We start from the raw sequence: 19,241 nt of genomic DNA, 5'->3' as shown, positions 1-19,241 counted from the left end.
GACTTTTCGCCGCGGGAGGGTAGCGCGATGAATCTGGACGAGGTCGACCTGGCCGACAACGACCGCTTCCAGCGCAACGAGGGCTGGCCGCAGTTCGACACGCTGCGCCGCGAGGACCCGGTGCACTGGACCGCGGAGGCGGCGCCCAACCGCGGCTTCTGGTCTGTCATGAAATATCAGGACATCTGGGCGGTGGATCGGGACACTTCGCTGTTCACCTCGGAGAAATTCGTGAACCTCGAAGAAGTCGACGACGATCTGATGGACATCCGCCGGTCGATCCTGGAGACCGACGGGCAGCGCCACCTCGCCCTGCGCCAGCTGATCGCCCGGGAGTTCAGCCCGCGCAACCTGATGAAGAACTACGAGGGCTTCCTGCGCGAGCTCACCAAGCGGACGGTCGACGAGGCGCTGACCGCCACCGAGTTCGACTTCGTCGAGAAGATCAGCGCCGACTTCCCGATCCAGGTCCTCGCCCGGCTGCTCGACGTACCCCTCGAGGACACCGGGCAGCTGATCGCCTGGGGCAACGAGATGGTCGGCAACACCGACCCGGAGTTCATCGAGCACACGATCGACTCGCCGGAGAGCGAGAAGTACAAGCACCTGCCGTTCCGCTCGCCCACCACGCAGGACGTCTTCGACTACGGCCGGGCCCTGCGTGACCGGCGCCGCGACGGCGACGGCACCGACCTGATCAGCCAGCTCGCCAACAAACTGCCCAACGACGGCGTGGCGATGAGCGACAAGGACTTCGACAACTACTTCCTGCTGCTGGTGATCGCCGGCAACGAGACCACCCGGCACGCGATCAGCAACTCGATGCTGGCCCTGATCGAGCAGCCCGACCAGCTGCGCCTGCTCCAGGAGGACCCGTCGCTGATCGCCTCGGGCCTGGAGGAGCTGCTGCGCTGGGCCTCGCCGGTCTACCACTTCCGGCGCACCGCCACCCGGGACACGTCGCTCGGCGGCAAGGAGATCAAGGAAGGCGACAAGGTCGTCATGTGGTTCGCGTCCGGCAACCGGGACGAGGACGTCTTTCAAGATCCATACCAGCTTGACGTACGCCGGGCGAACGTCGACCACCTCACGTTCGGCAAGGGCAGCCCCCACCTGTGCATGGGCAACGCCCTGGCCCGCATGGAGGTCCGCCTGATGTTCGAGGAGCTGCTCCCCCGGCTGGCCGGCATCGACCTGAACGGCGACGTCGCCCGGGTCCGCTCCAACTTCGTCAACGGGATCAAGAAGTTCCCGGTCACGGTCAAGACCCGATGACCGCCGAATTCGAGGCCGACCTGGTCGTACGGGAGGTCGAGCCGGCGGCCGAGGGCGTCGTCGCGCTGTCGCTGGCCGGCGAGGACCTGCCGGACTGGACGCCGGGCGCGCACGTCGACCTGATCCTCGGCGACGGGCTGGTCCGGCAGTACTCGCTGTGCGGCCGGACCGGCGACCCCGGCTGCTGGCGGATCGCGGTGCTGGAGACGCCGGACAGCCGCGGCGGTTCCCGGGCGGTGCACCGGCTCGCGGCCGGCGCCACGGTCCGGGTCCGGGGACCGCGCAACCACTTCCCGGTCGTCGCGTCCCCCCGCTACCTGTTCCTGGCCGGCGGGATCGGCATCACCCCGCTGCTCCCGATGATCGGCGAGGTGTCGGCGGCCGGCGCCGACTGGGAACTCCACTACGGTGGCCGCACGCTCGAGTCGATGGCCTTCACCGACGAACTGGCGGCCTTCGGCGACCGGGTCCACCTGGTGCCCGAGGACACCCACGGCCGGCTCGGCCTGAACGGCATCCTCGGCACGCCCCGGCCGGACACCCTGGTCTACGCGTGCGGCCCGGAGGGCATGCTGGCGGCGGTCGAGCGGCATTGCGTGTCGTGGCCGCCGGGCAGCCTGCACCTGGAGCGGTTCACCGCGGACGTGGACAGGACCGGCGAGCCCTTCGAGGTGGTGCTCGAGCGCTCGGGACGCACGCTGGTCGTCGGGCCGGGCAGGTCGATCTTCGAAACGGTCCGTGCGGCCGGGGTGGGTGTGCTCGGCTCCTGCCTCGAGGGCATCTGCGGCACCTGCGAGACCGAGGTGCTCGACGGCGAGGTGGACCATCGCGACTCGGTGCTCGACGCGGACGAGCGCGCCTCGAACGAAGTGATGATGATCTGCGTGTCCCGCTGCCGCGGATCGCGCTTGACGCTCGCGCTCTGAGGAGGGCACATGAAGGGGTTCTTCTACCCGCGTACCGCGTCCGGCGGCTCGTCGCTGATCCCGGCGCCGCCCTGGCACTACTCGGGCGACCTGCTGACCGTCGAGTACCGGACCGACCCGGCCCGGGTCGCCGAGTTGCTGCCGGCCCCGCTGCGGTTGGCCCCGAACGACCCCGGAGCGGTGGCGCTGATCTGGGCCGACTGGCAGTCCTGCTCGTCGAGCCGGGAGGAGCTGCTCGACCCGGTGCGCTCGCAGTACAAGGAGGCGTTCGTGGTGGTGCGGTGCAGCTTCGAGGGGCAGACCTACTCGCGCTGCGTCTACATCTGGGTGGACAAGGACTTCGCCGTCGCCCGCGGCCTGCACCAGGGGTATCCGAAGAAGCTGGGCTCGATGTGGCAGACCCGGCCGCACCCGTTCGCGCAGGCCGCCCCGCAGATCGGGCCGGGCGGGGTGTTCGGGGCGACGCTCGCCGCCGGGGACCGGCGGCTGGCCGAGGCGGTGCTGACGCTGCGTTCGGAATCGGCGACCAACGGCTTCGTCAACGGGCACCCGATGGCGCACCACCGCTTCTTCCCGGGCATCGAAAAAGGCTCCCCCGATGCCTATGTCGAGCTCATCCGATCCGGCGCGGCGGCCTTCGAGGGTGGACAGGCCTGGAGCGGCGACGTCGAGCTGCGGTTGTTCGACTCGCCGACGGAAGAGCTCGCCCGGCTGGAAATACACGAGATCATCGGCGGCTACTACCGGCAGGTCGGGGTCGTGTGGGACGGCGGGCAGACGCTTGCCGTGGTAGGGAAGGACGAAGAATGATCGAGGTCGAGGGTGTCAAGATCGACACTCGGCACTGGATCGGCGGCGAGCGCGTGCCCTCCGTCCGAAAATTTCCGGATATTTCGCCTATCGACGAGGCGCACCTCGGGGACATCGACGCCGGCGGCGCCGCGGAGGCAGACCGAGCGGTGGCGGCGGCCCGGGCGACATTTCCGGAATGGGCGGGGAAAACGGCCGCTGAGCGTGGGGCGATCCTCCGGCGGGTCGCGGACGGGATCGACGAGCGCCGGGAGGACCTGGCCCGGGTGGAGACCCGGGACAACGGGTCGCTGCTGCGCTCGCACCGCCGCGGCGTCATGCCCCGGGTGGCGATGAACTTCCGGTTCTTCGCCGACTACGCCGAGACGCTGGCGCACCCGGATCTCGAGGTGCGCGGCCACCGCGAGCGGATCACGTACGATCCGGCCGGCGTCACCGCGATCATCACGCCGTGGAACGCGCCGCTGATGCTGGCCACCTGGCGGATCGGCCCGGCCCTCGCGGCCGGCAACACGGTCGTGCTGAAGCCGCCGGAGTGGGCGCCGCTGACCGCCTCGCTGCTGGCCGACATCGCGCACGAGGCGGGGCTGCCGGCCGGCGTCTTCAACGTCGTGCAGGGCACCGGCGCCGAGGCGGGCGCGCCGCTGACCCGGCACCCGGGAATCAGCCGGCTGTCGTTCACCGGCTCGGTGCCGACCGCCGGGGTGATCGCCGCGGCCGCCGCGCCGAACATCGTGCCGCTCTCCTTCGAGCTGGGCGGCAAGTCGCCGCTGCTGGTCTTCGCCGACTGCGACCTGGACCTGGCCGTCGACCTGGCCGTCGAGCAGTTCGACAACGCCGGCCAGGTCTGCCTGGGCGCATGCCGGCTGCTAGTGCAAGAAGGTATCGCCGAGGAGTTCACCGCCCGGGTGGTCGAGCGGGCCCGCGCACTGGTGCAGGGCGACCCGCGCGACGAGAAGACCGACGTCGGCGCACTGGTCAGCCGCCAGCATTTCGAGCGGGTGAGCGGCTTCGTCGAGCGGGCGCTGACCGGCGGTGCGAAGGCGCTGCTCGGCGGCGGCCCCAACACCGGCCTCGGCGGCCTCTACTACTCCCCCACGATCCTGGCCGGCGCCGAGCCGGGCAGCGAGATCCTCACCGAGGAGGTCTTCGGCCCGGTGCTGACGATCCAAACCTTCAAGGACGAGGATCAGGGCGTACGCATGGCGAACGACACCCGCTTCGGGCTGGCCGCCACGCTGGTGACCGGCGACCCGGAACGGGCCGAGCGGGTCAGTGCGCGACTCAACGCCGGGACGGTCTGGGTGAACTGCTTCTTCGTGCGGGACCTGGGCGCGCCGTTCGGCGGCAGCGGGAAGTCCGGCATCGGGCGCGAGGGCGGCACGTACTCGTTCGACTTCTACTGCGACGTCAAGAACACGGTGTTCAGCCCGGACGGTTGGAGGAGCCATGGGTGAGGTGGTGGGGGCCGGGCTGGTCGCCCACGTGCCCACGATCGTGCTGCCGGAGCGGGAGCGGCGCGATCTCAACCATGGCGTGGACTCGACCCTGGTGTCCGGCCTGCGGCAGCTGCGCCAGGAGGTCTTCGACACCGTCGACTACGACACCGTCGTGGTGCTCGACTCGCACTGGGCCACCACCGTCGAGTTCGTGGTGACCGCCCAGCAGCGCCGCGCCGGGCTGTTCACCTCGGAGGAGTTGCCGCGCGGGATGTGCCGGCGGCCGTACGACTTCCCGGGCGACCCGGCGCTGGCGCACCTGATCGCGTCGAAGGGCGCCGGCCACTCGACGTGGATCACCGCGATCGACGACGACCACCTGCCGATCTTCTACGCCACCACGAACGTGTGGGAGTTCCTCGGCCAGGGGCTGCCGGAGAAACGGTGGATCTCGATCGGCGTGTGCCAGACCGCGGACACCGAGGACAACCTGCGGCTCGGCCGGGCGCTGGGCGACGCGATCGCCGAGTCGGACCGGAAGGTGCTGCTGATCGCCTCCGGGGCCCTGTCGCACACCTTCTGGCCGCTGCGGAAGCTGCGCGACCACGAGGCGGCCGGCCCGGAGCACATCTTCACGCCCGAGGCCTGCAGGGCGGACCTGGAACGCATCGAGTGGCTCGCGGCCGGCGATCACGCGCGGGTCCTCGACACCATGCCGGAGTTCTACAAGTACAAGCCCGAGGCGCGGTTCGGGCACTACCTCATGATGATCGGCGCGCTCGGCGAGGGTGACTGCACGGCGGCCGGCCGGCAGTACGGCGAGTACGAGAACGCGGTCGGCACCGGCCAGGCCCATCTCTGGTTCGAGCGCCCGGCGGGCGGCTTTCCCCGTCCGCACCGCACTGCCCCCGACCCGGACTATATCCGACAAATGTCTTGAAAGGCTGATAAAATGCGGGAGACCCGCCGCATCCTCCTCGACGGCAATGTCGTGGACGTCGCGCGCCAGGGCGACGAGCTGGTGGCGCACGACGGCCGCAGCATCAAGATCGACGACGCGGCCCACCTGGCGCCGGTCGTACCGTCGAAGATCGTCTGTGTCCATCTCAACTACGCGTCCCGGGTGGCGGAGATGATGACGGAGCTGCCGGCCGCGCCCACCTACTTCCACAAGCCGGTGTCCGCGCTCAACGCGCACGACGCGGCGGTGGTCCGGCCGGCCGGCTGCAAGTGGCTCAACTACGAGGGCGAGATCGGCATCGTGATCGGCCGGACCGCCCGGAACATCTCCCCGGCCGAGGCCGGCGACTACATCCGCGGCTACACCGTGGCCAACGACTACGGGCTGCACGACTTCCGGGACACCGACGCCGGCTCGATGCTGCGGGTCAAGGGCGCGGACACGCTCTGCCCGCTCGGCCCCGGCCTGGTCGAGGGCTGGGACTTCCGTGGCAAGCGGATCCGCACGCTGGTCAACGGCGACGTCAGGCAGGACGGCAACACCGACGAGATGCAGTGGGACATGCACTACCTGGTCGCCGACATCGCCCGGACGATCACCCTGCAGCCCGGCGACGTGCTGCTGTCCGGCACGCCGGCCATCTCCCGCACGGTCTACCCGGGCGACGTGGTCGAGGTCGAGGTCGAGGGCCTGGGCACGCTGCGCAACCACATCGTGGAGGGCCCGACCCCGATCCGTACGGACGTCGGCGCCCAGCCCACCGAGAGCGAGGAGGTCCTCTCCACCGCGCAGGGCGGCGACTGGGAGTTCCGCGGCATCCGGGCGCCCCGCCGATGATCATCGGTGGCGTCGAGCGGGAGTCGCTCACCGGTGACCGCCGGCAGATCGTCACCCCGCGCGACGGGAGCGTGCTGACCGAGATCCCCTGGTCGGGCGTGGCCGACGCGGACGCGGCGGTGGCCGAGGCCCGGCGGGCGTTCGACGAGGGCCCGTGGCCGCGGATGCCGGCCCGCGAGCGCGGCGAGGTGCTGCTGCGCCTGGCCGACCTGGTCGAGCGGCACCGGGACGAGATCGCCCGGCTGGTCACCCTGGAGATGGGCAAGCCGATCACGGTCGCCCACGACATCGAGCTGCGGGCGCTGATCCGCTGCCTGCGCTACTACGGCGGGCTGGCCGACAAGACCGCGGGCGAGGTGCCGCCGACCACCGAGGGCGAGCTGGCCCTGGTCACCCGGGAGCCGGCCGGCGTGGTCGCGGCGGTGGTGCCGTGGAACTTCCCGCTGACCATCGGCGGCTGGAAGGTCGCGCCGGCCCTGGCCGCCGGCTGCACGGTAGTGCTGAAGACGGCCGAGCAGTCGCCGCTGTCCATGCCGCGGGTGGCCGCGCTGGCCCTCGAAGCGGGACTGCCGCCGGGGGTGTTCAACGTGCTCTCCGGCGACGGCGCGACGGTCGGCCGGCGGCTGGGCGAGCACCCGGACGTCGACGTGCTGACCTTCACCGGCTCGACCGCGGTGGGCCGGCACTTCCTGCGGTACGCGGCCGGCAGCAACGTCAAGCGGGTGCACCTGGAGCTGGGCGGCAAGTCGCCGAACATCGTCTTCCCGGACGCGCCGGACCTGGCGGCGGCGGCCGAGGCGGCGGCGTGGGCGGTCTTCTTCAACTCGGGGCAGATGTGCACGGCCGGGTCCCGCCTGGTGGTGCACCGGGACGTGGCCGAGGAGGTGGTCGACCGGATCGTCGCGGCGGCCGGCGCCTGGCAGCCGGACGACCCGCTGCTGCCCTCGACGCGGATGGGGCCGCTGGCGTCCTCCGCCGGGCTGGATCGCGTGCGGCTGCACCTGGCGCGGGGGCTGGAGGAGGGCGCCTCGCTGCGGCACGGCGGATCCCGCGTACGCAGGGAAGGTTTCTATCTGGAGCCCACGGTGGTGCTGGCCGATCGGCACAACACGCTGGTCCGGGAGGAGTTGTTCGCGCCGGTGCTGACCGTGCTGACGTTCGCGGACGAGGACGAGGCGCTGCGGATCGCGCACGACACCGACTACGGCCTGGCCGCCGCCGTGTGGACCGCGGACCTCGGGCGGGCGCATCGGATGTCGCGGCGGCTCAAGGCCGGCACGGTCTGGGTGAACTGCTACGAGGAGGGCGACATGGGCGTCCCGTTCGGCGGGGTGAAGCTCTCCGGCGGGGCCCGGGACAAGTCGCGGCACGCCCTCGACCAGTACACCGACCTCAAGACGACGTGGATCAGCCTTGGCTAGGCGGCCGGTCATCGCGATCCCGGCCCGGTTCTCCGCGCACGCCTCGGCACTGCGGTTCCGGGCCGAGGTCAACGCGTACCAGCTGATCCAGGCTGTTTACGACGCGGGCGGCGAGCCGGTCAGCGTCCATCCGCAGCTTCCGGCGGACGATGAAGAGGTGCGCTCCCGCCTGCACTTCGCCGACGCGGTGCTGCTGCCCGGCGGCGGGGACCTGGCCGCGCACTGGGCCGGACAGGAGCCGCACGAGAGCCAGTACGACGTCGACGACGTGCAGGACGCCTTCGACCTGGCGGTGGCCCGGGTCGCGCTGGCGGACCGGATGCCGCTGCTGGCGATCTGCCGCGGGCTGCAGGTGGTCAACGTGGCCCGCGGCGGCGACCTGATCCAGGACCTTCCCGCCGCGCACCGCAGCGTGCACGTGGTCGGCGGGCTGACCGTCTCCTGCTACCACCACCAGGGCGTCGGCCGGCCGGGCAAGGGGCTGCGGGCGACCGCGTGGGCCGCCGACGGAACGATCGAGGAGCTGACTCTCTCCCCCGACGATCTTGGCGGCTGGTTCCGTGGCGTGCAGTGGCATCCCGAGGACACCGCGGACACCGACCCGGCTCAGGCCGCTCTCTTCGAGGAGCTCATCCGGGCAGCCCGGTCTCCTCGATCGTGGTGACGATCTCGCGGAGGTTCTGCGTCATGGCCTTGGTGTCCCGGCCGGACAGCCGGCCGACGACCTTGGTCTCGATCGCGTTGAACTTGGGGTACAGCTCTTCCATGAGTTTCCGGCCCGAGTCGGTGAGGTGCAGCTCGACCAGCCGGCGGTCGTCGGTGCGGCCGCGCCGCTCCAGCCAGCCGCGCGCCGCCAGGGTCTTGGCGACGCCGGTCAGCGTGGCCTTGGAGATCGCGGCGGCCTCGGCGGCGTGCCGGGTCTCCATCCCGTCGAAGATCCAGACCACCCACAGCACCACCCAGCCGGTCCAGGTCAGGTCGTACGGCCGGAGCAGCTCGTTCCAGATGTACGACCGGACCGCGTTGGCCGCGCGGTAGATGCTCGACACGGCGTGCGCCGCCTCGAAGTCGAGGCCGAGCGACTCGACGTGCTCGCGCATCGCGCGCTCGGTCTCGACAAGCCGGGGGTGGTGGTCGGTCATGACAGCGATGGTAGCTATTGACAGGGTCGTTTGGGTCCGTACGATCTCTGCAACGCCCTTTTCCGAGGAGTCAGCCCATGCTGCACGTCGACGCGCACGCCATGGAGGCCGCGCAGGCGGAGCTCACCGAGCAGAACATCGACGTCGTACGCCTCGCGTACAGCGACCTGATCGGTGCCGAACGGGGCCGTGACCTGCTGGTCCGCCACCTCGCCCGGACCGCCGGCGACGGCGTCGCGTTCTGCCGCTCGATCTACGGTACCTCCCCGATGGGCGACGTCGTGGACATCGACGGCGGTCTGTCCGCGGGCCTGCCCGACGTGCTGGCGGTGCCCGACCTGTCGACGATCCGGCCGGTGCCGTGGGAGCCGGGCGTCGCGCACGTGCTGGCCGACCTCTACAACCCGGACGGCACCCCGAGCGAGGAGAGCCCGCGCACCGTGCTGCGCCGGGTGATCGACCGGTTCGCCACCCTGGACATGAAACCGATGATCGGGCCCGAGCTCGAGTTCTACGTCATGGAGCAGGACCCGGCCGCGCCGAACGGCTGGAGACGGTACGGCGAGGGCACCGGCAACGTCTACGTCGCCGGCCGCAAGGGCGACCCGGAGAACACTCTGCTGTCCGCACTTCGCCAGCTGGCGGGTTTCGGGCTGGACGTGGTCGCCGCCAACCACGAGTTCGCCTCCGGCCAGTTCGAGATCAACCTGTGGCACTCGGACGCCCTGGACGCCGCCGACCGGGCGTTCCGGTTCAAGAACGCGATCCAGGAGCTGGCCCGCATCCAGGGCCGGATGGCCACCTTCATGGCCAAGCCGTTCAACGACGAGGGCGGCTCCGGCTTCCACATCCACTTCTCCTGCTGGGGGCCGGACGGCGCGGCGCTGTTCGACGACCCGCGCGGCGAGGACGGGCTGTCCCAGGTCGGCCGGTCGGCGATCGCCGGCGTGCTGGCCCACGCCCCGGCGATCGCGGCGCTGCTCAACCCGACGGTCAACTCGTACAAACGGTTCGGGCCGGACACGCTCGCGCCCTGGCTGATCGACTGGGGGCTGGACAACCGCAGCGCGATGGTCCGGATCCCGCCTGAGCGCGGCCGGGCGGCCCGCCTCGAGCTGCGGCTGGGCGACGCGTCGGCCAACCCGTACCTGGCGATCGCGGCCCTGATGGCGGCCGCGTACCTGGGCATCCGCGACAAGCTGGAGCCGCCGGCCAAGCTGGAGGGCTACGGCTACGACGTCAGCAAGGCCGACAAGCTGCCCGGCGACCTGCCCGCCGCGATCGCCGCGCTGGAGGCGGACACCGAGCTGGCCGGCCTGCTCGGGTCGCAGTTCATCGCGACGTTCCTGGCGTACAAGCGCAACGAGCTGGAGCGCTTCGGCCAGTGGGTGACCGACTGGGAGTTCCGTGAGTACAGCTACCACCTCTGAGCGGCGGGTGCTGATCGTCCATCACGACCACGCCTCACCGGCCGGGCCGGTCGCCGACCGGTTCGCCGCGCTCGGCTGGCAGGTGGCCGACCACCTGGTGGTGCCGGCCGAGAGCTTCCACGCGCCCGGCGTCACCACCGCGTTCCCGGAGTTCTCCGAGTTCGACGCGGTGGTGGTGCTCGGCTCGCCCTGGTCGGCGTACGACCACGAGCTGATCGGCAGCTGGGTGCGGCCCGAGATCGAGCAGCTGCGCAAGGCCGACGCGGCCGGGGTGCCGGTGCTGGGCATCTGCTTCGGCGGCCAGCTGCTGGCGACCGCGCACGGCGGCAGCGTGGCCCGCTCCGACACCCCCGAGATCGGCTGGGCCGACATCGAGACCGACGACGAGGGCACCGTGCCGGGCGGCCCATGGTTCCAGTGGCACTACGATCGCTGGCAGTTACCGCCGGGCGCGACCGAGCTGGCCCGCAACCCGGCCGCGTCACAGGCATTCGTGCTGCGCCGCAACCTGGCCCTGCAGTTCCACCCGGAGCTGACCACCGCGTCCCTGGCCGGCTGGCTCGCCAACGGCGGCACGGCCGAGGCCGCCCGGCGCGGCGTCGACGTGGCTGAGCTGCTCGCCCGCACCGAGCGCCTCGCGGGCGAGGCCGCCGGCCGGGCAACCGCCCTCGTCGACGGATTCCTGCGGGTGTGCGCCGCAGCCCACCCCTGAGCCGGCACGCTGTCCCCGACCACTCGTCACCCCGCCAGCCCAAGACGGCGAACGCTGCGACTCACGGCGGCGAACGCTGCGACTCACGGCGGCGAACGCTGCGGCTCACGGCGGCGAACGCTGCGGCTCACGGCGGCGATGAATGCGGCGGCCGCGGGTTTGGCCGCGACCTCGCTGCAGCTGGTCGCCACTCGGCTCTGGGAGTCGCGCCGATGCCCGGGTGGGCCCTTTGCTCTGCGCACAAGGACGCACCTAACTCGCTGCTGCTGGTCGCGACGGCTCTGGGAGTCGCGCCGATGCCCGGGTGTGACCTTCAGCCGTAGTTGTCACCGGGTGATGGCCGTGGCCTGCGAGGCGGGACTGAAGTTTCGGCGATAGTTGTCACCGTTGTTCGAGGTTATTTGTCACTACTGCGAGCTTTCGGCGGTAGTTGTCACCCGTAGGGCTCATTGGGGGTTACGCGTGGGCTTGTGTCCGCTTCGATTCAGTTATGGCGGCTGGGGCTCGGGTTGACTCATGCGCGGGCACGGAGCCGGTTAGCCCCGGTACCTGGTCAGACAGGTGCGGCTGGGATCAACTGGCCGTGCTGCTTGATGGGCTTGACCGCGTACGTGACCAGCTGGATGGTCGGGCTGATTGGTCGCGGCGGTGGGCGGCGGCGTGGCGGTACGCCGGTAGCGAGGTGGTTTGCCCGGTACGGGATCTGGGGTCGATGCCGGCGGCGGGATGTGAGCCGATTCGCCGGTTTGGATGGCGGCGCGGTCAGCGGCATCGGCCTGGGCTGCAGTTCTTGGTGAGTACGGGCCGGCATCACGGCTTCGAGTCGTTGGCAGAGGCGCGACTGCTGCTCGCGCTGGACTTCGCCGGCGATCTGATGGATGTGTTGGCGCAGCCGCTGCGGCTTCGTTACGTATCCGGCGCCGGGCCGCGGGAGCACGTGCCGGATTTCCTGGCCTTCACCCGGGCGAACCGCTGGTTGATCGATGTCCGACCAGCGGCCAGGGTCGGCCGGGATGACCTGGTGGCGTTCGCCGCGACGGCGGAGGTGGCGTTGACGCTGGGCTGGCGCTACGAGGTAGTGACCGGGTGGCGCTCGCCGGTAGCGTCGACGTTGGACGCCTTGTCGGCGCAGCGACGACCGCTGACCGACCCGTTAGGCATGGTGGCGCAGATCAGGGCGGCGTTGGCGGCCGGCCCGCGGCCGTTCGCCATGATCGCGGAGGCGACGAGCCCTGCGCCGGTGGCGCGGGCTCTCCTGCTGCATCTGCTGTGGCATCGGCAGCTGGGCATGGATCGGAGTCGGGCGCTGGGCGACGCCACGCTGGTGCGTGCGGCTGAGGGCTGGCTGCGGTGAGCGGGTATCCGGTCCTCGACCTGTCGGCCGGGGCTGGGGTGGTGTTGGACGGCGTGGAGTGGCTGGTCGAGCGGGCCGAGCCGCATCACGCCCAGGTGGTGCTCCTGTCCGCGGGCGGCGATCGGATGACGGTGAGTTTCCGTTTCCTGCTTGGGCACCCGAACTGCCGAGCGTCGACTCGCACGAGCGCGGTGCCGGCGGCGAGTCGGGGGCGCCAGGCGGCGGTGTCGGGGGATCTGACCGTCCAGCAGCAGGAGTGGGTCGCGCTGCGCGTCGCGCATCTGCTGGAGGTGGAGACGGGGTTCCGCGGCGGTGACCCGCAGCGGCCGGCCCTTGGCGAGCCGCGGGCCGGTTATGACCCGGCGGCCACGACGGTGACCGAGCGTCGGCGGCGCAAGGTTGCCGAGTTCGCGGCGTTGGATCCGGACCGGGTGGGGTATCGCACGTTGCTGCGGTGGGAGATGCGCCGGCGCCGGTTCGGGGCGCTCGGCTGCGCCGACGACCGGTGGTTACGGTATCGGTCGGGTCACCCGAGCATCGGTGAGCGGGTACGCGAGGCGATCCACGCGGTGCACCAGGAGACGCTGCATCGGTCGCGGGTGAGTATGCGGACCCGGGAGCGGATGATCCACCAGTACGTGCGGGAGAAGTTCGGCGACCAGGCGGTGGAGGAGGTTCCCAGTTACGGCACCCTCTGGCTGGTCTGGCGGGAGTGGTTCGGGCCCGGCGGGGCCCGGCAGCGCTACCTGCGCACGGCCGAACTGCCGGCCCCGGGCGGGCACGTGGTGGTGCACCGGCCGGGACAGGTCGTCGCCCTGGACACGACGATCTTGCCGGTGAAGGTACGCGAGACGGTGTTCGGTGAGCCCGTGTCGGTGCATCTGACGCTGGCGTTGGATGTCTACACGCACTCGCTGGTCGGGTTCCGGTTGACGCTGGTGTCCGACCGGTCGGTGGACGTCACGCCGCAGCCGACCACCTCCTCACGCTCGACGACACCGACGCAGCCACCCGGCACATGCACACCATGGTCGATGCCGCGCCCGTCGGCCTGGCCTGGTTCCGCCGGGTCACCGCGATCCAGCACTACGTCTCGCCCGGCCTGACCATGGCCCTGCAGCCTGTCCTGTTGAGGTTCACGCCGTCTCCGAAGGCCAGCCGCATACACAGCTTTCTCCCCACCCGCCGCGCGAACTTCGACCACCGGCACATTCCACAACGGCTACCCGACACCTGGTTCGACCGCTTCTTCGGCCAGCTGCCGGCAGGCAGCCGACTCCTGCGCCGCGCCGCCGCTATCCGCCTGGTCCTCATGGTCGAAGGCGGCACCTATGCCCAAGCCGGCCACCTCCTCGGACTATCTGACGGCATGGCCAGGGGCACCTTCGCCCTGCTCAACCAATGGTTCAAGAACAGCACGAACGCCCAGGCGTTCACCGCTGCACTCAACAACCTCGCCGACGAACTCGACGTCACCACCGATCTGATCGACTACGGCAACCGCCGGCGGCAGCTGGCCGACTGGTCCATCCCACCCGATGACTGGCGAGCCTTGGTCGCAGACCGCTACCGGCCCCGACCGTTGCCGCCCGGCATCCCCGACTGCGGAGACCGCAAACGACGGTTCGCCTCATGGGTCGCCTGGACCGTCATGACCAGCAGCGAGCACCTGCTCGCACCCGGCAGTATCCTGCCGCCGGTCAGGCCCGGAGCCGACAATCGCTTCCGGACGAGTTTCGTCTTTGAGTGGTACATATTCCACCGCCGCCCCTGGGCTCATCACGCTGAACTTCGCGACATCATCAACCGCCAGGTCCAGCGGACGATCGAAGCCCTGGATTGTCACAACGGCACCTCCGGCGAGCCGGACAACGGCAGCACCCCGTCCTGCTCGAAAATCGACGTGTGACGACGACTTCCCTTGCGCAGCGGACAGCCGATTCCCCTCCCGCACTGCACTACTACGTGGTCCACGACCATGCCGGCGAGCTGGAAGGGCTGTTGGCCGAAGAGTTCCTGCTCGCGGAGGACTACTCCTCCGCCGGGCTGGTAAGTGGCGGCTGGAGCCGGTCGGAGGGCCGCTGGCGCGACGCGTCGGCCACCAGCCGACGTTTACGCATCGACGCCGCGCTGCGTGAGCGAGTGACGCCCGTCGGCCGAACAACGGCGGCGGCGCTTTACCGGGACCTTTGCGGCACCGACCTGCCGGACGAGACCGCCCTGCGGGCATGCTTCGGTGCCCCTCCCGACCAGCCACCAGCCCCGTTGCGGTTGAGCGGGTCCGAGGCCACGCCCGGATTCCGCGAAACGCGCATCTACCGGATCCTGTTCGCCGACGAGTTGAGCCCGGACGGTCTCGCGGCACTCAGCGAGGCATGGCAAATGCCCGTCCTCGGCGACCTCGCGGATCCCGAGATCCGCGTCCTCGGCGCGGTCCGCCGCCAGGTCTCCGGCGACACCTTCCGCTGGGATCTGCGCCGTGTCGCCGCAGGCGCCGCCTGGAGCTTGGACGTGACCTGTGATCTGGTGGGACACCATGACGAAGCGATCGGCGTTCTGCTGCGCGGCCTGACCACGCAGATGCGGCAGCAGGGAATGATCCCCGTCACCGTCGACCGGTTCCGCTGAACCCACCAGAAGACCGGAAGGCGTGGCTACCACACCTGGTGGCCGTTCATCGATACGTTGCCCCCATGGAACTGGCTGGCAGAGCAGATGGAACGGAGCCTCCCGCACAGCGTCTCCTCGCGGCGCTGCACGCACTCGGCCTCGACGACGTTCCGCACGGAGCAGCCGAGCAAGCCGCCGCGATCGAGGAACTCGGCGGCGTGAACGCCTACCAGGCATGGCTCTCGAGCGCGTTGCTCGGCGCAGCACAATCCGAAGCGATGACCGCCGACAGCCTGCCCTTGAGCCGAGAAGCCCGTTACACCGTCTGGCAAAAGCTGCTGAGCGCCGCAGACGTCGCCGCCGACCCCGCAGCGCGCGCCGAACTCATCCGATGGCAAGTACGCAAAGCCTGCGCGCCGCTGCCGGCGATAGCTCAGGAAAGCCGGACCGATCCCATCCCACTGGCCGCCGGACAGGCCGCCGAAGGACTACAGACCCTCCTCGCCGTTGCCGCAGCAACCCACGGAGCCGTCGCGGCCGGCGACGTCGCCACGCTCGCCGCCCACGGCGGCAAGCTCCGTGAAGCACGAAAGACACTGCAGGCGGCGATCAGCAACACCGATCTACTGCTGGATCTGCTGGCTTCCGTGGATCTCTAATCAGCCCAGCGGATGGCCACCCGGGGTCTCAAAACGCCTGTGCCGAAGTACGATAGTTGTGACCGCTGGCGCCAGCTGACCTGGGCTTCTGGCCGCGTCAAGGCACGGTAGTTGTCATCGTTTGGGCGCGCTGCTTGTCACCAGCGCCGCCGAAGCACGCCGGTTGGCGCGGTCCCTTGTCCGCCTGACGTGTGCGGAGGGTCGGCGGTGGCTCCCGACACTTCCGCAGGCTTCGGCTGCGTTACCGGGACCGGTCTGCGGAGGACGAGCGGTTGTTGATCGCGTCGGTTATGGCGCAGGCGGTGTCGAGGAAGGACTCTGCCCGCTGTGCCGACAGGTTCCGCACGGAGACCTCCTCCAGGGCCCGCCACATGGTCGCCAAGGGCTCGCGCATGGCGCGGCCTTTGTCGGTGAGGCGGACGACCAGGACCCGCCGGTCGTGTGGGGCCGGCTCGCGGACGATCAGACCGGCGTCCTGCATGCGGCGCAGGGACTTGGAGACGGTGGAGTGGTCCAGGCCGACGCTTTCGAGCAGTTCGGATTGGGTTTGAGCGTCCCGGTCGAGCAGGTGCATCAGCAGTAGTTCCTGTCCGGGGTGCAGGTCCATCTCGCGGAGCATGGCGGCGGCGTAACCGCGGTGGGCGCGGGCGAGCTGGAAGATCGCGTAACTCACCGGCCCGTCGCCGGCTGTGGTGGGGATGCGGGGTGTGGGGACGGGCATGGTGAGGTTCCTCAGGCGGTGTGGGTGGGGTAGTCGGTGTAGCCGGCCACTCCGCCGCCGTAGAAGGTCGCTGGATCGGGGGTGTTGAGCGGCGCGTCCGAGCGTAGCCGCTCGACCAGATCCGGGTTGGCGAGCGAGAGGGCGCCGACAGAGACGAGATCGGCCGTGCCGTTCTCGATGTCCTTGGCGCGGACGGGCAGGTCGGTCCCGGCCCGGTTGAGGATCAGCGTGCTGGGCCACAGCGCGCGCAGGTGGTTCAGCAGTGCCTCGTCACCCGTGTGCATCACGTGAAGGTAGGCCAGGTCCAGGGGGCGCAGGGCGTCCAGGAGAGCCGGATACAGCTGCGCGGTGTCGGACTCGGCGATGTCGTTGTAGGGGTTTCCAGGGGAAATACGCAGGCCGGTGCGGCCGGCGCCGATCTCGCCAGCCACCGCGGCGGCGACCTCGACGGCGAAGCGGATGCGACCCTCGATCGAGCCGCCATAGCCATCGGTGCGCTGATTGGTGTTGTCGGACAGGAACTGGTGCACCAGGTAGCCGTTGGCGCCGTGGATCTCCACGCCGTCTGCGCCTGCCTCGACGGCGGCCGCCGCGGCGCGGCGGAAGTCGTCGACGGTCTCCGCGACCTCCTGCGCCGACAGCGCGCGGGGGGTCGGCATCTGTTGGGGTTCAGTGGCGGTGAACATCACGCCCTGCGGCTGGATCGCTGATGGGGCGACCGGCTGGCGCCCGTGGGGGGTGTTGTCGGGGTGTGCGATGCGTCCGGTGTGCATGAGCTGGATGACGATCCGGCCGTCGGCTGAGTGCACGGCGTCGGTGATCTTGCGCCATCCGGCGATCTGGTCGTCATTGTGGATGCCGGGGGTCAGGAGGTAGCCCTGGCCATCGGCCGACGGCTGGGTTCCCTCGGTGATGATGAGCGCGTGCGAGGCCCGCTGGGCGTAGTACTCGGCGTTCAGCTCGGTCGGTACGCCTTCTGGTGTGGAGCGGTCACGGGTCATGGGGGCCATGACCAGGCGGTGCGGCAGAGATATGCCGCCCAGAGTGGTCGGCGTCCACAGGGATTCCAGCATGAGGGTCCTTCCATAGGGCGGTGACCGGGCCGGCCACCGCCAAAGGGCAGCAGGTGGTAGTGGGGAGGCGGTGGGCAGGGCTGCTCAGTCGACGGTCAGGACGAGCTTGCCCCGCACGTGCCCGGCGTCGCTGACCTGCTGGGCGGTGGCCGCCTGGTCGAGCGGGTAGGCGGTGACGGTGGTGACGAGCTTGCCGGTCGCGGCGTCCTGGGCCACAGCGGCCAGCCGGACCGCCGAGCGTTGCGGGGACCCCTGGGAGAAGGTGATACCCAGCTGCCGTGCGCCGAAGTCGGCGATGGTGACGATCCGCTCGGTACCGCCCCGCAGGGCGATGGAGTCCTCCAGGGCTCCCTTCCCGGCCAGGTCGAACACCGCGTCCACGCCGTCGGGGGCCAGCGCCTGCACGCGCTCGACCAGGCCCTCGCCGTAAAGGGTCGCGGTGGCGCCGAGCGCGGTGAGGTAGTCCTGGTTGGCGGCGCCCGCGGTGGCGATCACGCGTGCTCCGCGGGCCGTGGCGAGCTGGATCGCCACCGTGCCGACCGCTCCGGACGCGCCGTGCATCAGCACGGTCTCCCCGGCGGCGACGCCTAGCAGGTTCAGGACACGCTCGGCCGTCTCGCTGGCGACCGGCAGCGCGGCCGCGTGCTGCCAGTCGAGGTCGGCGGGCTTGACGGCCACGGTGGTGGCCAGCGCGTATTGGGCGTACGAGCCGGTGTCCGACCAGCCCAGCACCTCATCGCCGACCTGCACCTCGAGCACGCCCTCACCCAGGGCGTCGACCACACCGGCGAGCTCGCCACCGGGGACGGCGGGCAGGGCCGTCGGGCGGACAGCCTCCATCATCCCGGAGCGGATCTTGCCGTCCACCGCGTTCAGCCCGGCCGCCTTCACCCGGACCCGGACCTGGCCTGGGCCGGGCCGCGGGACCTCGATGTCCGCCTCGTGCAGCACCTCCGGACCGCCGAAACGGTCGAACTGGATGGCTTTCATGATGACTCCTCAGCCTTCGACGACAGCAGTTATGTGGCTAGACACATAACGTAGCGTCAGATGTGTGGCTAGCCAACTATTTGGGGTGTGGCGCTCCTCGCTGTGCCGGTGGCCAAGGCGTCCGGGCGTTGCACCCGCCGTACCGCCGCTGAGCTGCACGGGCCGATCTCGACCGCGCGCCGCTGGGCTGCGCTGGGGTTAGCGGTGAGCACGTGAGCTGGCTACACCGCCGCGGTATCCACCACGCTCACAGCCTCGACCCGGACCTCCTGACCGGCCCAGTCGCGGAGGCCAGCCCGCGGGGTAATGCGGTGCAGGCCCTCGCGGGGCACGGTCCTGGCTCACCGCCGTCGGTTCGAGCATCCAGTCGAACCGTGGGCGTTGATCGTCGCATTCGTCCACGGCCGGCTCCTCGCTACAGCGGTGGATAGAAGGCAGGCCAGCTACCTGCAGCGCGATCTACGGCCCTCGCCTGCGACGCGGCACGCGAGGGCCCAAACGATCGACACTGCTGTCGATCCGCAGCCGCCAAGAAAGTCGGGGAACCCATCTATTGCCGGGGTCGCAATCCCATCGGCTCCTGATCGCGCAGGTGACAACAAGCCTGCCAAGGCGACAACTACCGTGCTTCTGCTCACCGCCAGTCGCAAGCCGAATCAACCTGCGGTGACAAGTATCTCCGAAAGGTGACAACTACGGCTGAAAGTCACACCGGGTGGGCGCTTTGCTCTGCGCACAAGGACGCACCTAAATCGAACGGCTATTCGATTTAGGTGCGTATGGGTGCGCAGAGCAAAGCCGTGCCGGCCGTTTCGGAGCTGCCCCGGCGCGGGGTAGGTGCGTATGGGTGCGCAGAGCAAAGCCGTGCCGGCCGTTTCGGG

19 protein-coding genes are annotated in these 19,241 nt (G+C 70.3%); 15 read left to right on the top strand and 4 right to left on the bottom strand.

Features of this window, described 5'->3' with window-relative positions; all coding sequences use genetic code 11:
* Positions 1-27: 27 nt before the first annotated feature.
* From IH26_RS0117390 to IH26_RS0117355, 8 genes are read left to right on the top strand one after another with little or no spacing between them, the layout of a single operon-like run.
* Positions 28-1,275 carry a cytochrome P450 gene (locus IH26_RS0117390; protein ID WP_034215464.1) on the top strand — a complete coding sequence of 416 codons (1,248 nt, stop codon included), beginning with the start codon at positions 28-30 and terminating at the stop codon, positions 1,273-1,275.
* Entirely contained in the window at positions 1,272-2,201 is a 930-nt protein-coding gene (locus tag IH26_RS0117385; protein WP_030437247.1) for a PDR/VanB family oxidoreductase, read from the top strand. The genes IH26_RS0117390 and IH26_RS0117385 overlap by 4 nt, the downstream gene beginning before the upstream one ends.
* Positions 2,202-2,210: 9 nt before the next feature.
* On the top strand, positions 2,211-3,011 hold the full coding sequence (locus IH26_RS0117380) for an acetoacetate decarboxylase family protein (protein ID WP_030437246.1): 801 nt from the start codon (positions 2,211-2,213) through the stop codon (positions 3,009-3,011).
* A complete protein-coding gene (locus tag IH26_RS0117375) occupies positions 3,008-4,468 on the top strand; it encodes an aldehyde dehydrogenase (RefSeq protein WP_030437245.1) in 1,461 nt (486 codons plus the stop codon). The genes IH26_RS0117380 and IH26_RS0117375 overlap by 4 nt, the downstream gene beginning before the upstream one ends.
* A complete protein-coding gene (locus tag IH26_RS0117370; RefSeq protein ID WP_030437244.1) occupies positions 4,461-5,390 on the top strand; it encodes a DODA-type extradiol aromatic ring-opening family dioxygenase in 930 nt (309 codons plus the stop codon). Before IH26_RS0117375 ends, IH26_RS0117370 begins: the two co-directional genes overlap by 8 nt.
* Positions 5,391-5,402: 12 nt before the next feature.
* On the top strand, positions 5,403-6,248 hold the full coding sequence (locus IH26_RS0117365) for a fumarylacetoacetate hydrolase family protein (protein ID WP_030437243.1): 846 nt from the start codon (positions 5,403-5,405) through the stop codon (positions 6,246-6,248).
* A complete protein-coding gene (locus tag IH26_RS0117360) occupies positions 6,245-7,669 on the top strand; it encodes an aldehyde dehydrogenase family protein (protein WP_084598879.1) in 1,425 nt (474 codons plus the stop codon). Before IH26_RS0117365 ends, IH26_RS0117360 begins: the two co-directional genes overlap by 4 nt.
* Positions 7,662-8,333 (top strand): gamma-glutamyl-gamma-aminobutyrate hydrolase family protein, encoded by a 672-nt coding sequence (locus IH26_RS0117355; protein ID WP_030437241.1) that lies wholly within the window; start codon positions 7,662-7,664, stop codon positions 8,331-8,333. Before IH26_RS0117360 ends, IH26_RS0117355 begins: the two co-directional genes overlap by 8 nt.
* Here IH26_RS0117355 and IH26_RS0117350 read toward each other — a convergent pair.
* The gene (locus tag IH26_RS0117350; protein ID WP_030437240.1) at positions 8,299-8,811 is read right to left on the bottom strand and encodes a MarR family winged helix-turn-helix transcriptional regulator; all 513 of its coding nucleotides are present in this window, start codon (positions 8,809-8,811) and stop codon (positions 8,299-8,301) included. The genes IH26_RS0117355 and IH26_RS0117350 overlap by 35 nt on opposite strands.
* A gap of 77 nt (positions 8,812-8,888) precedes the next feature.
* Between IH26_RS0117350 and IH26_RS0117345 the strand changes: the two genes are divergently transcribed.
* From IH26_RS0117345 to IH26_RS0117305, 7 genes are all read left to right on the top strand, one after another.
* On the top strand, positions 8,889-10,241 hold the full coding sequence (locus IH26_RS0117345) for a glutamine synthetase family protein (RefSeq protein ID WP_030437239.1): 1,353 nt from the start codon (positions 8,889-8,891) through the stop codon (positions 10,239-10,241).
* Positions 10,219-10,953: a type 1 glutamine amidotransferase gene (locus IH26_RS0117340; protein WP_030437238.1), complete on the top strand. Its 735-nt coding sequence runs from the start codon at positions 10,219-10,221 to the stop codon at positions 10,951-10,953. Before IH26_RS0117345 ends, IH26_RS0117340 begins: the two co-directional genes overlap by 23 nt.
* Before the next feature lie 583 nt (positions 10,954-11,536).
* Positions 11,537-12,307 (top strand): TnsA-like heteromeric transposase endonuclease subunit, encoded by a 771-nt coding sequence (locus IH26_RS0117335; protein ID WP_211268665.1) that lies wholly within the window; start codon positions 11,537-11,539, stop codon positions 12,305-12,307.
* Positions 12,304-13,413: a hypothetical protein gene (locus tag IH26_RS59800; RefSeq protein WP_051808224.1), complete on the top strand. Its 1,110-nt coding sequence runs from the start codon at positions 12,304-12,306 to the stop codon at positions 13,411-13,413. Before IH26_RS0117335 ends, IH26_RS59800 begins: the two co-directional genes overlap by 4 nt.
* Positions 13,335-14,216, top strand: a complete 882-nt coding sequence (locus tag IH26_RS0117325; protein ID WP_030437235.1) for a hypothetical protein — start codon at positions 13,335-13,337, stop codon at positions 14,214-14,216. The genes IH26_RS59800 and IH26_RS0117325 overlap by 79 nt, the downstream gene beginning before the upstream one ends.
* Complete coding sequence (locus tag IH26_RS53645; protein ID WP_051808223.1) at positions 14,213-14,935, top strand: hypothetical protein; 723 nt, start codon at positions 14,213-14,215, stop codon at positions 14,933-14,935. The genes IH26_RS0117325 and IH26_RS53645 overlap by 4 nt, the downstream gene beginning before the upstream one ends.
* A gap of 65 nt (positions 14,936-15,000) precedes the next feature.
* Positions 15,001-15,576, top strand: coding sequence for a DUF6245 family protein (locus tag IH26_RS0117305; protein ID WP_157437230.1), 576 nt, complete (start codon positions 15,001-15,003; stop codon positions 15,574-15,576).
* 241 nt (positions 15,577-15,817) lie between these two features.
* Here IH26_RS0117305 and IH26_RS0117300 read toward each other — a convergent pair whose 3' ends face one another.
* The 3 genes from IH26_RS0117300 to IH26_RS0117290 all read right to left on the bottom strand — a co-directional run bounded on the left by IH26_RS0117300 (position 15,818) and on the right by IH26_RS0117290 (position 18,360).
* Complete coding sequence (locus tag IH26_RS0117300) at positions 15,818-16,297, bottom strand: MarR family winged helix-turn-helix transcriptional regulator (RefSeq protein WP_030437233.1); 480 nt, start codon at positions 16,295-16,297, stop codon at positions 15,818-15,820.
* An 11-nt stretch (positions 16,298-16,308) separates the two neighbouring features.
* Positions 16,309-17,370 carry an alkene reductase gene (locus tag IH26_RS0117295; protein ID WP_030437232.1) on the bottom strand — a complete coding sequence of 354 codons (1,062 nt, stop codon included), beginning with the start codon at positions 17,368-17,370 and terminating at the stop codon, positions 16,309-16,311.
* A gap of 84 nt (positions 17,371-17,454) precedes the next feature.
* The gene (locus IH26_RS0117290) at positions 17,455-18,360 is read right to left on the bottom strand and encodes an NADP-dependent oxidoreductase (RefSeq protein ID WP_030437231.1); all 906 of its coding nucleotides are present in this window, start codon (positions 18,358-18,360) and stop codon (positions 17,455-17,457) included.
* Between the last annotated feature and the right edge of the window lie 881 nt (positions 18,361-19,241).

It is taken from the genome of Actinoplanes subtropicus, from assembly GCF_000721705.1.
Classification (GTDB): Bacteria; Actinomycetota; Actinomycetes; order Mycobacteriales; family Micromonosporaceae; genus Actinoplanes; species Actinoplanes subtropicus.
The sequence above is the reverse complement of the archived record's forward strand: the minus strand, read 5'-3'. Positions and strand labels throughout refer to the sequence as shown.

Excerpts from the sequence above, each read along its gene's own strand:
- IH26_RS0117390 (WP_034215464.1), top strand. The coding sequence starts at position 28 with ATGAATCTGGACGAGGTCGACCTGGCCGACAACGACCGCTTCCAGCGC.
- IH26_RS0117385 (WP_030437247.1), top strand. The coding sequence starts at position 1,272 with ATGACCGCCGAATTCGAGGCCGACCTGGTCGTACGGGAGGTCGAGCCG.
- IH26_RS0117380 (WP_030437246.1), top strand. The coding sequence starts at position 2,211 with ATGAAGGGGTTCTTCTACCCGCGTACCGCGTCCGGCGGCTCGTCGCTG.
- IH26_RS0117375 (WP_030437245.1), top strand. The coding sequence starts at position 3,008 with ATGATCGAGGTCGAGGGTGTCAAGATCGACACTCGGCACTGGATCGGC.
- IH26_RS0117370 (WP_030437244.1), top strand. The coding sequence starts at position 4,461 with ATGGGTGAGGTGGTGGGGGCCGGGCTGGTCGCCCACGTGCCCACGATC.
- IH26_RS0117365 (WP_030437243.1), top strand. The coding sequence starts at position 5,403 with ATGCGGGAGACCCGCCGCATCCTCCTCGACGGCAATGTCGTGGACGTC.
- IH26_RS0117360 (WP_084598879.1), top strand. The coding sequence starts at position 6,245 with ATGATCATCGGTGGCGTCGAGCGGGAGTCGCTCACCGGTGACCGCCGG.
- IH26_RS0117350 (WP_030437240.1), bottom strand. The coding sequence starts at position 8,811 with ATGACCGACCACCACCCCCGGCTTGTCGAGACCGAGCGCGCGATGCGC.
- IH26_RS0117345 (WP_030437239.1), top strand. The coding sequence starts at position 8,889 with ATGCTGCACGTCGACGCGCACGCCATGGAGGCCGCGCAGGCGGAGCTC.
- IH26_RS0117325 (WP_030437235.1), top strand. The coding sequence starts at position 13,335 with ATGGTCGATGCCGCGCCCGTCGGCCTGGCCTGGTTCCGCCGGGTCACC.
- IH26_RS0117305 (WP_157437230.1), top strand. The coding sequence starts at position 15,001 with ATGGAACTGGCTGGCAGAGCAGATGGAACGGAGCCTCCCGCACAGCGT.
- IH26_RS0117300 (WP_030437233.1), bottom strand. The coding sequence starts at position 16,297 with ATGCCCGTCCCCACACCCCGCATCCCCACCACAGCCGGCGACGGGCCG.
- IH26_RS0117295 (WP_030437232.1), bottom strand. The coding sequence starts at position 17,370 with ATGCTGGAATCCCTGTGGACGCCGACCACTCTGGGCGGCATATCTCTG.
- IH26_RS0117290 (WP_030437231.1), bottom strand. The coding sequence starts at position 18,360 with ATGAAAGCCATCCAGTTCGACCGTTTCGGCGGTCCGGAGGTGCTGCAC.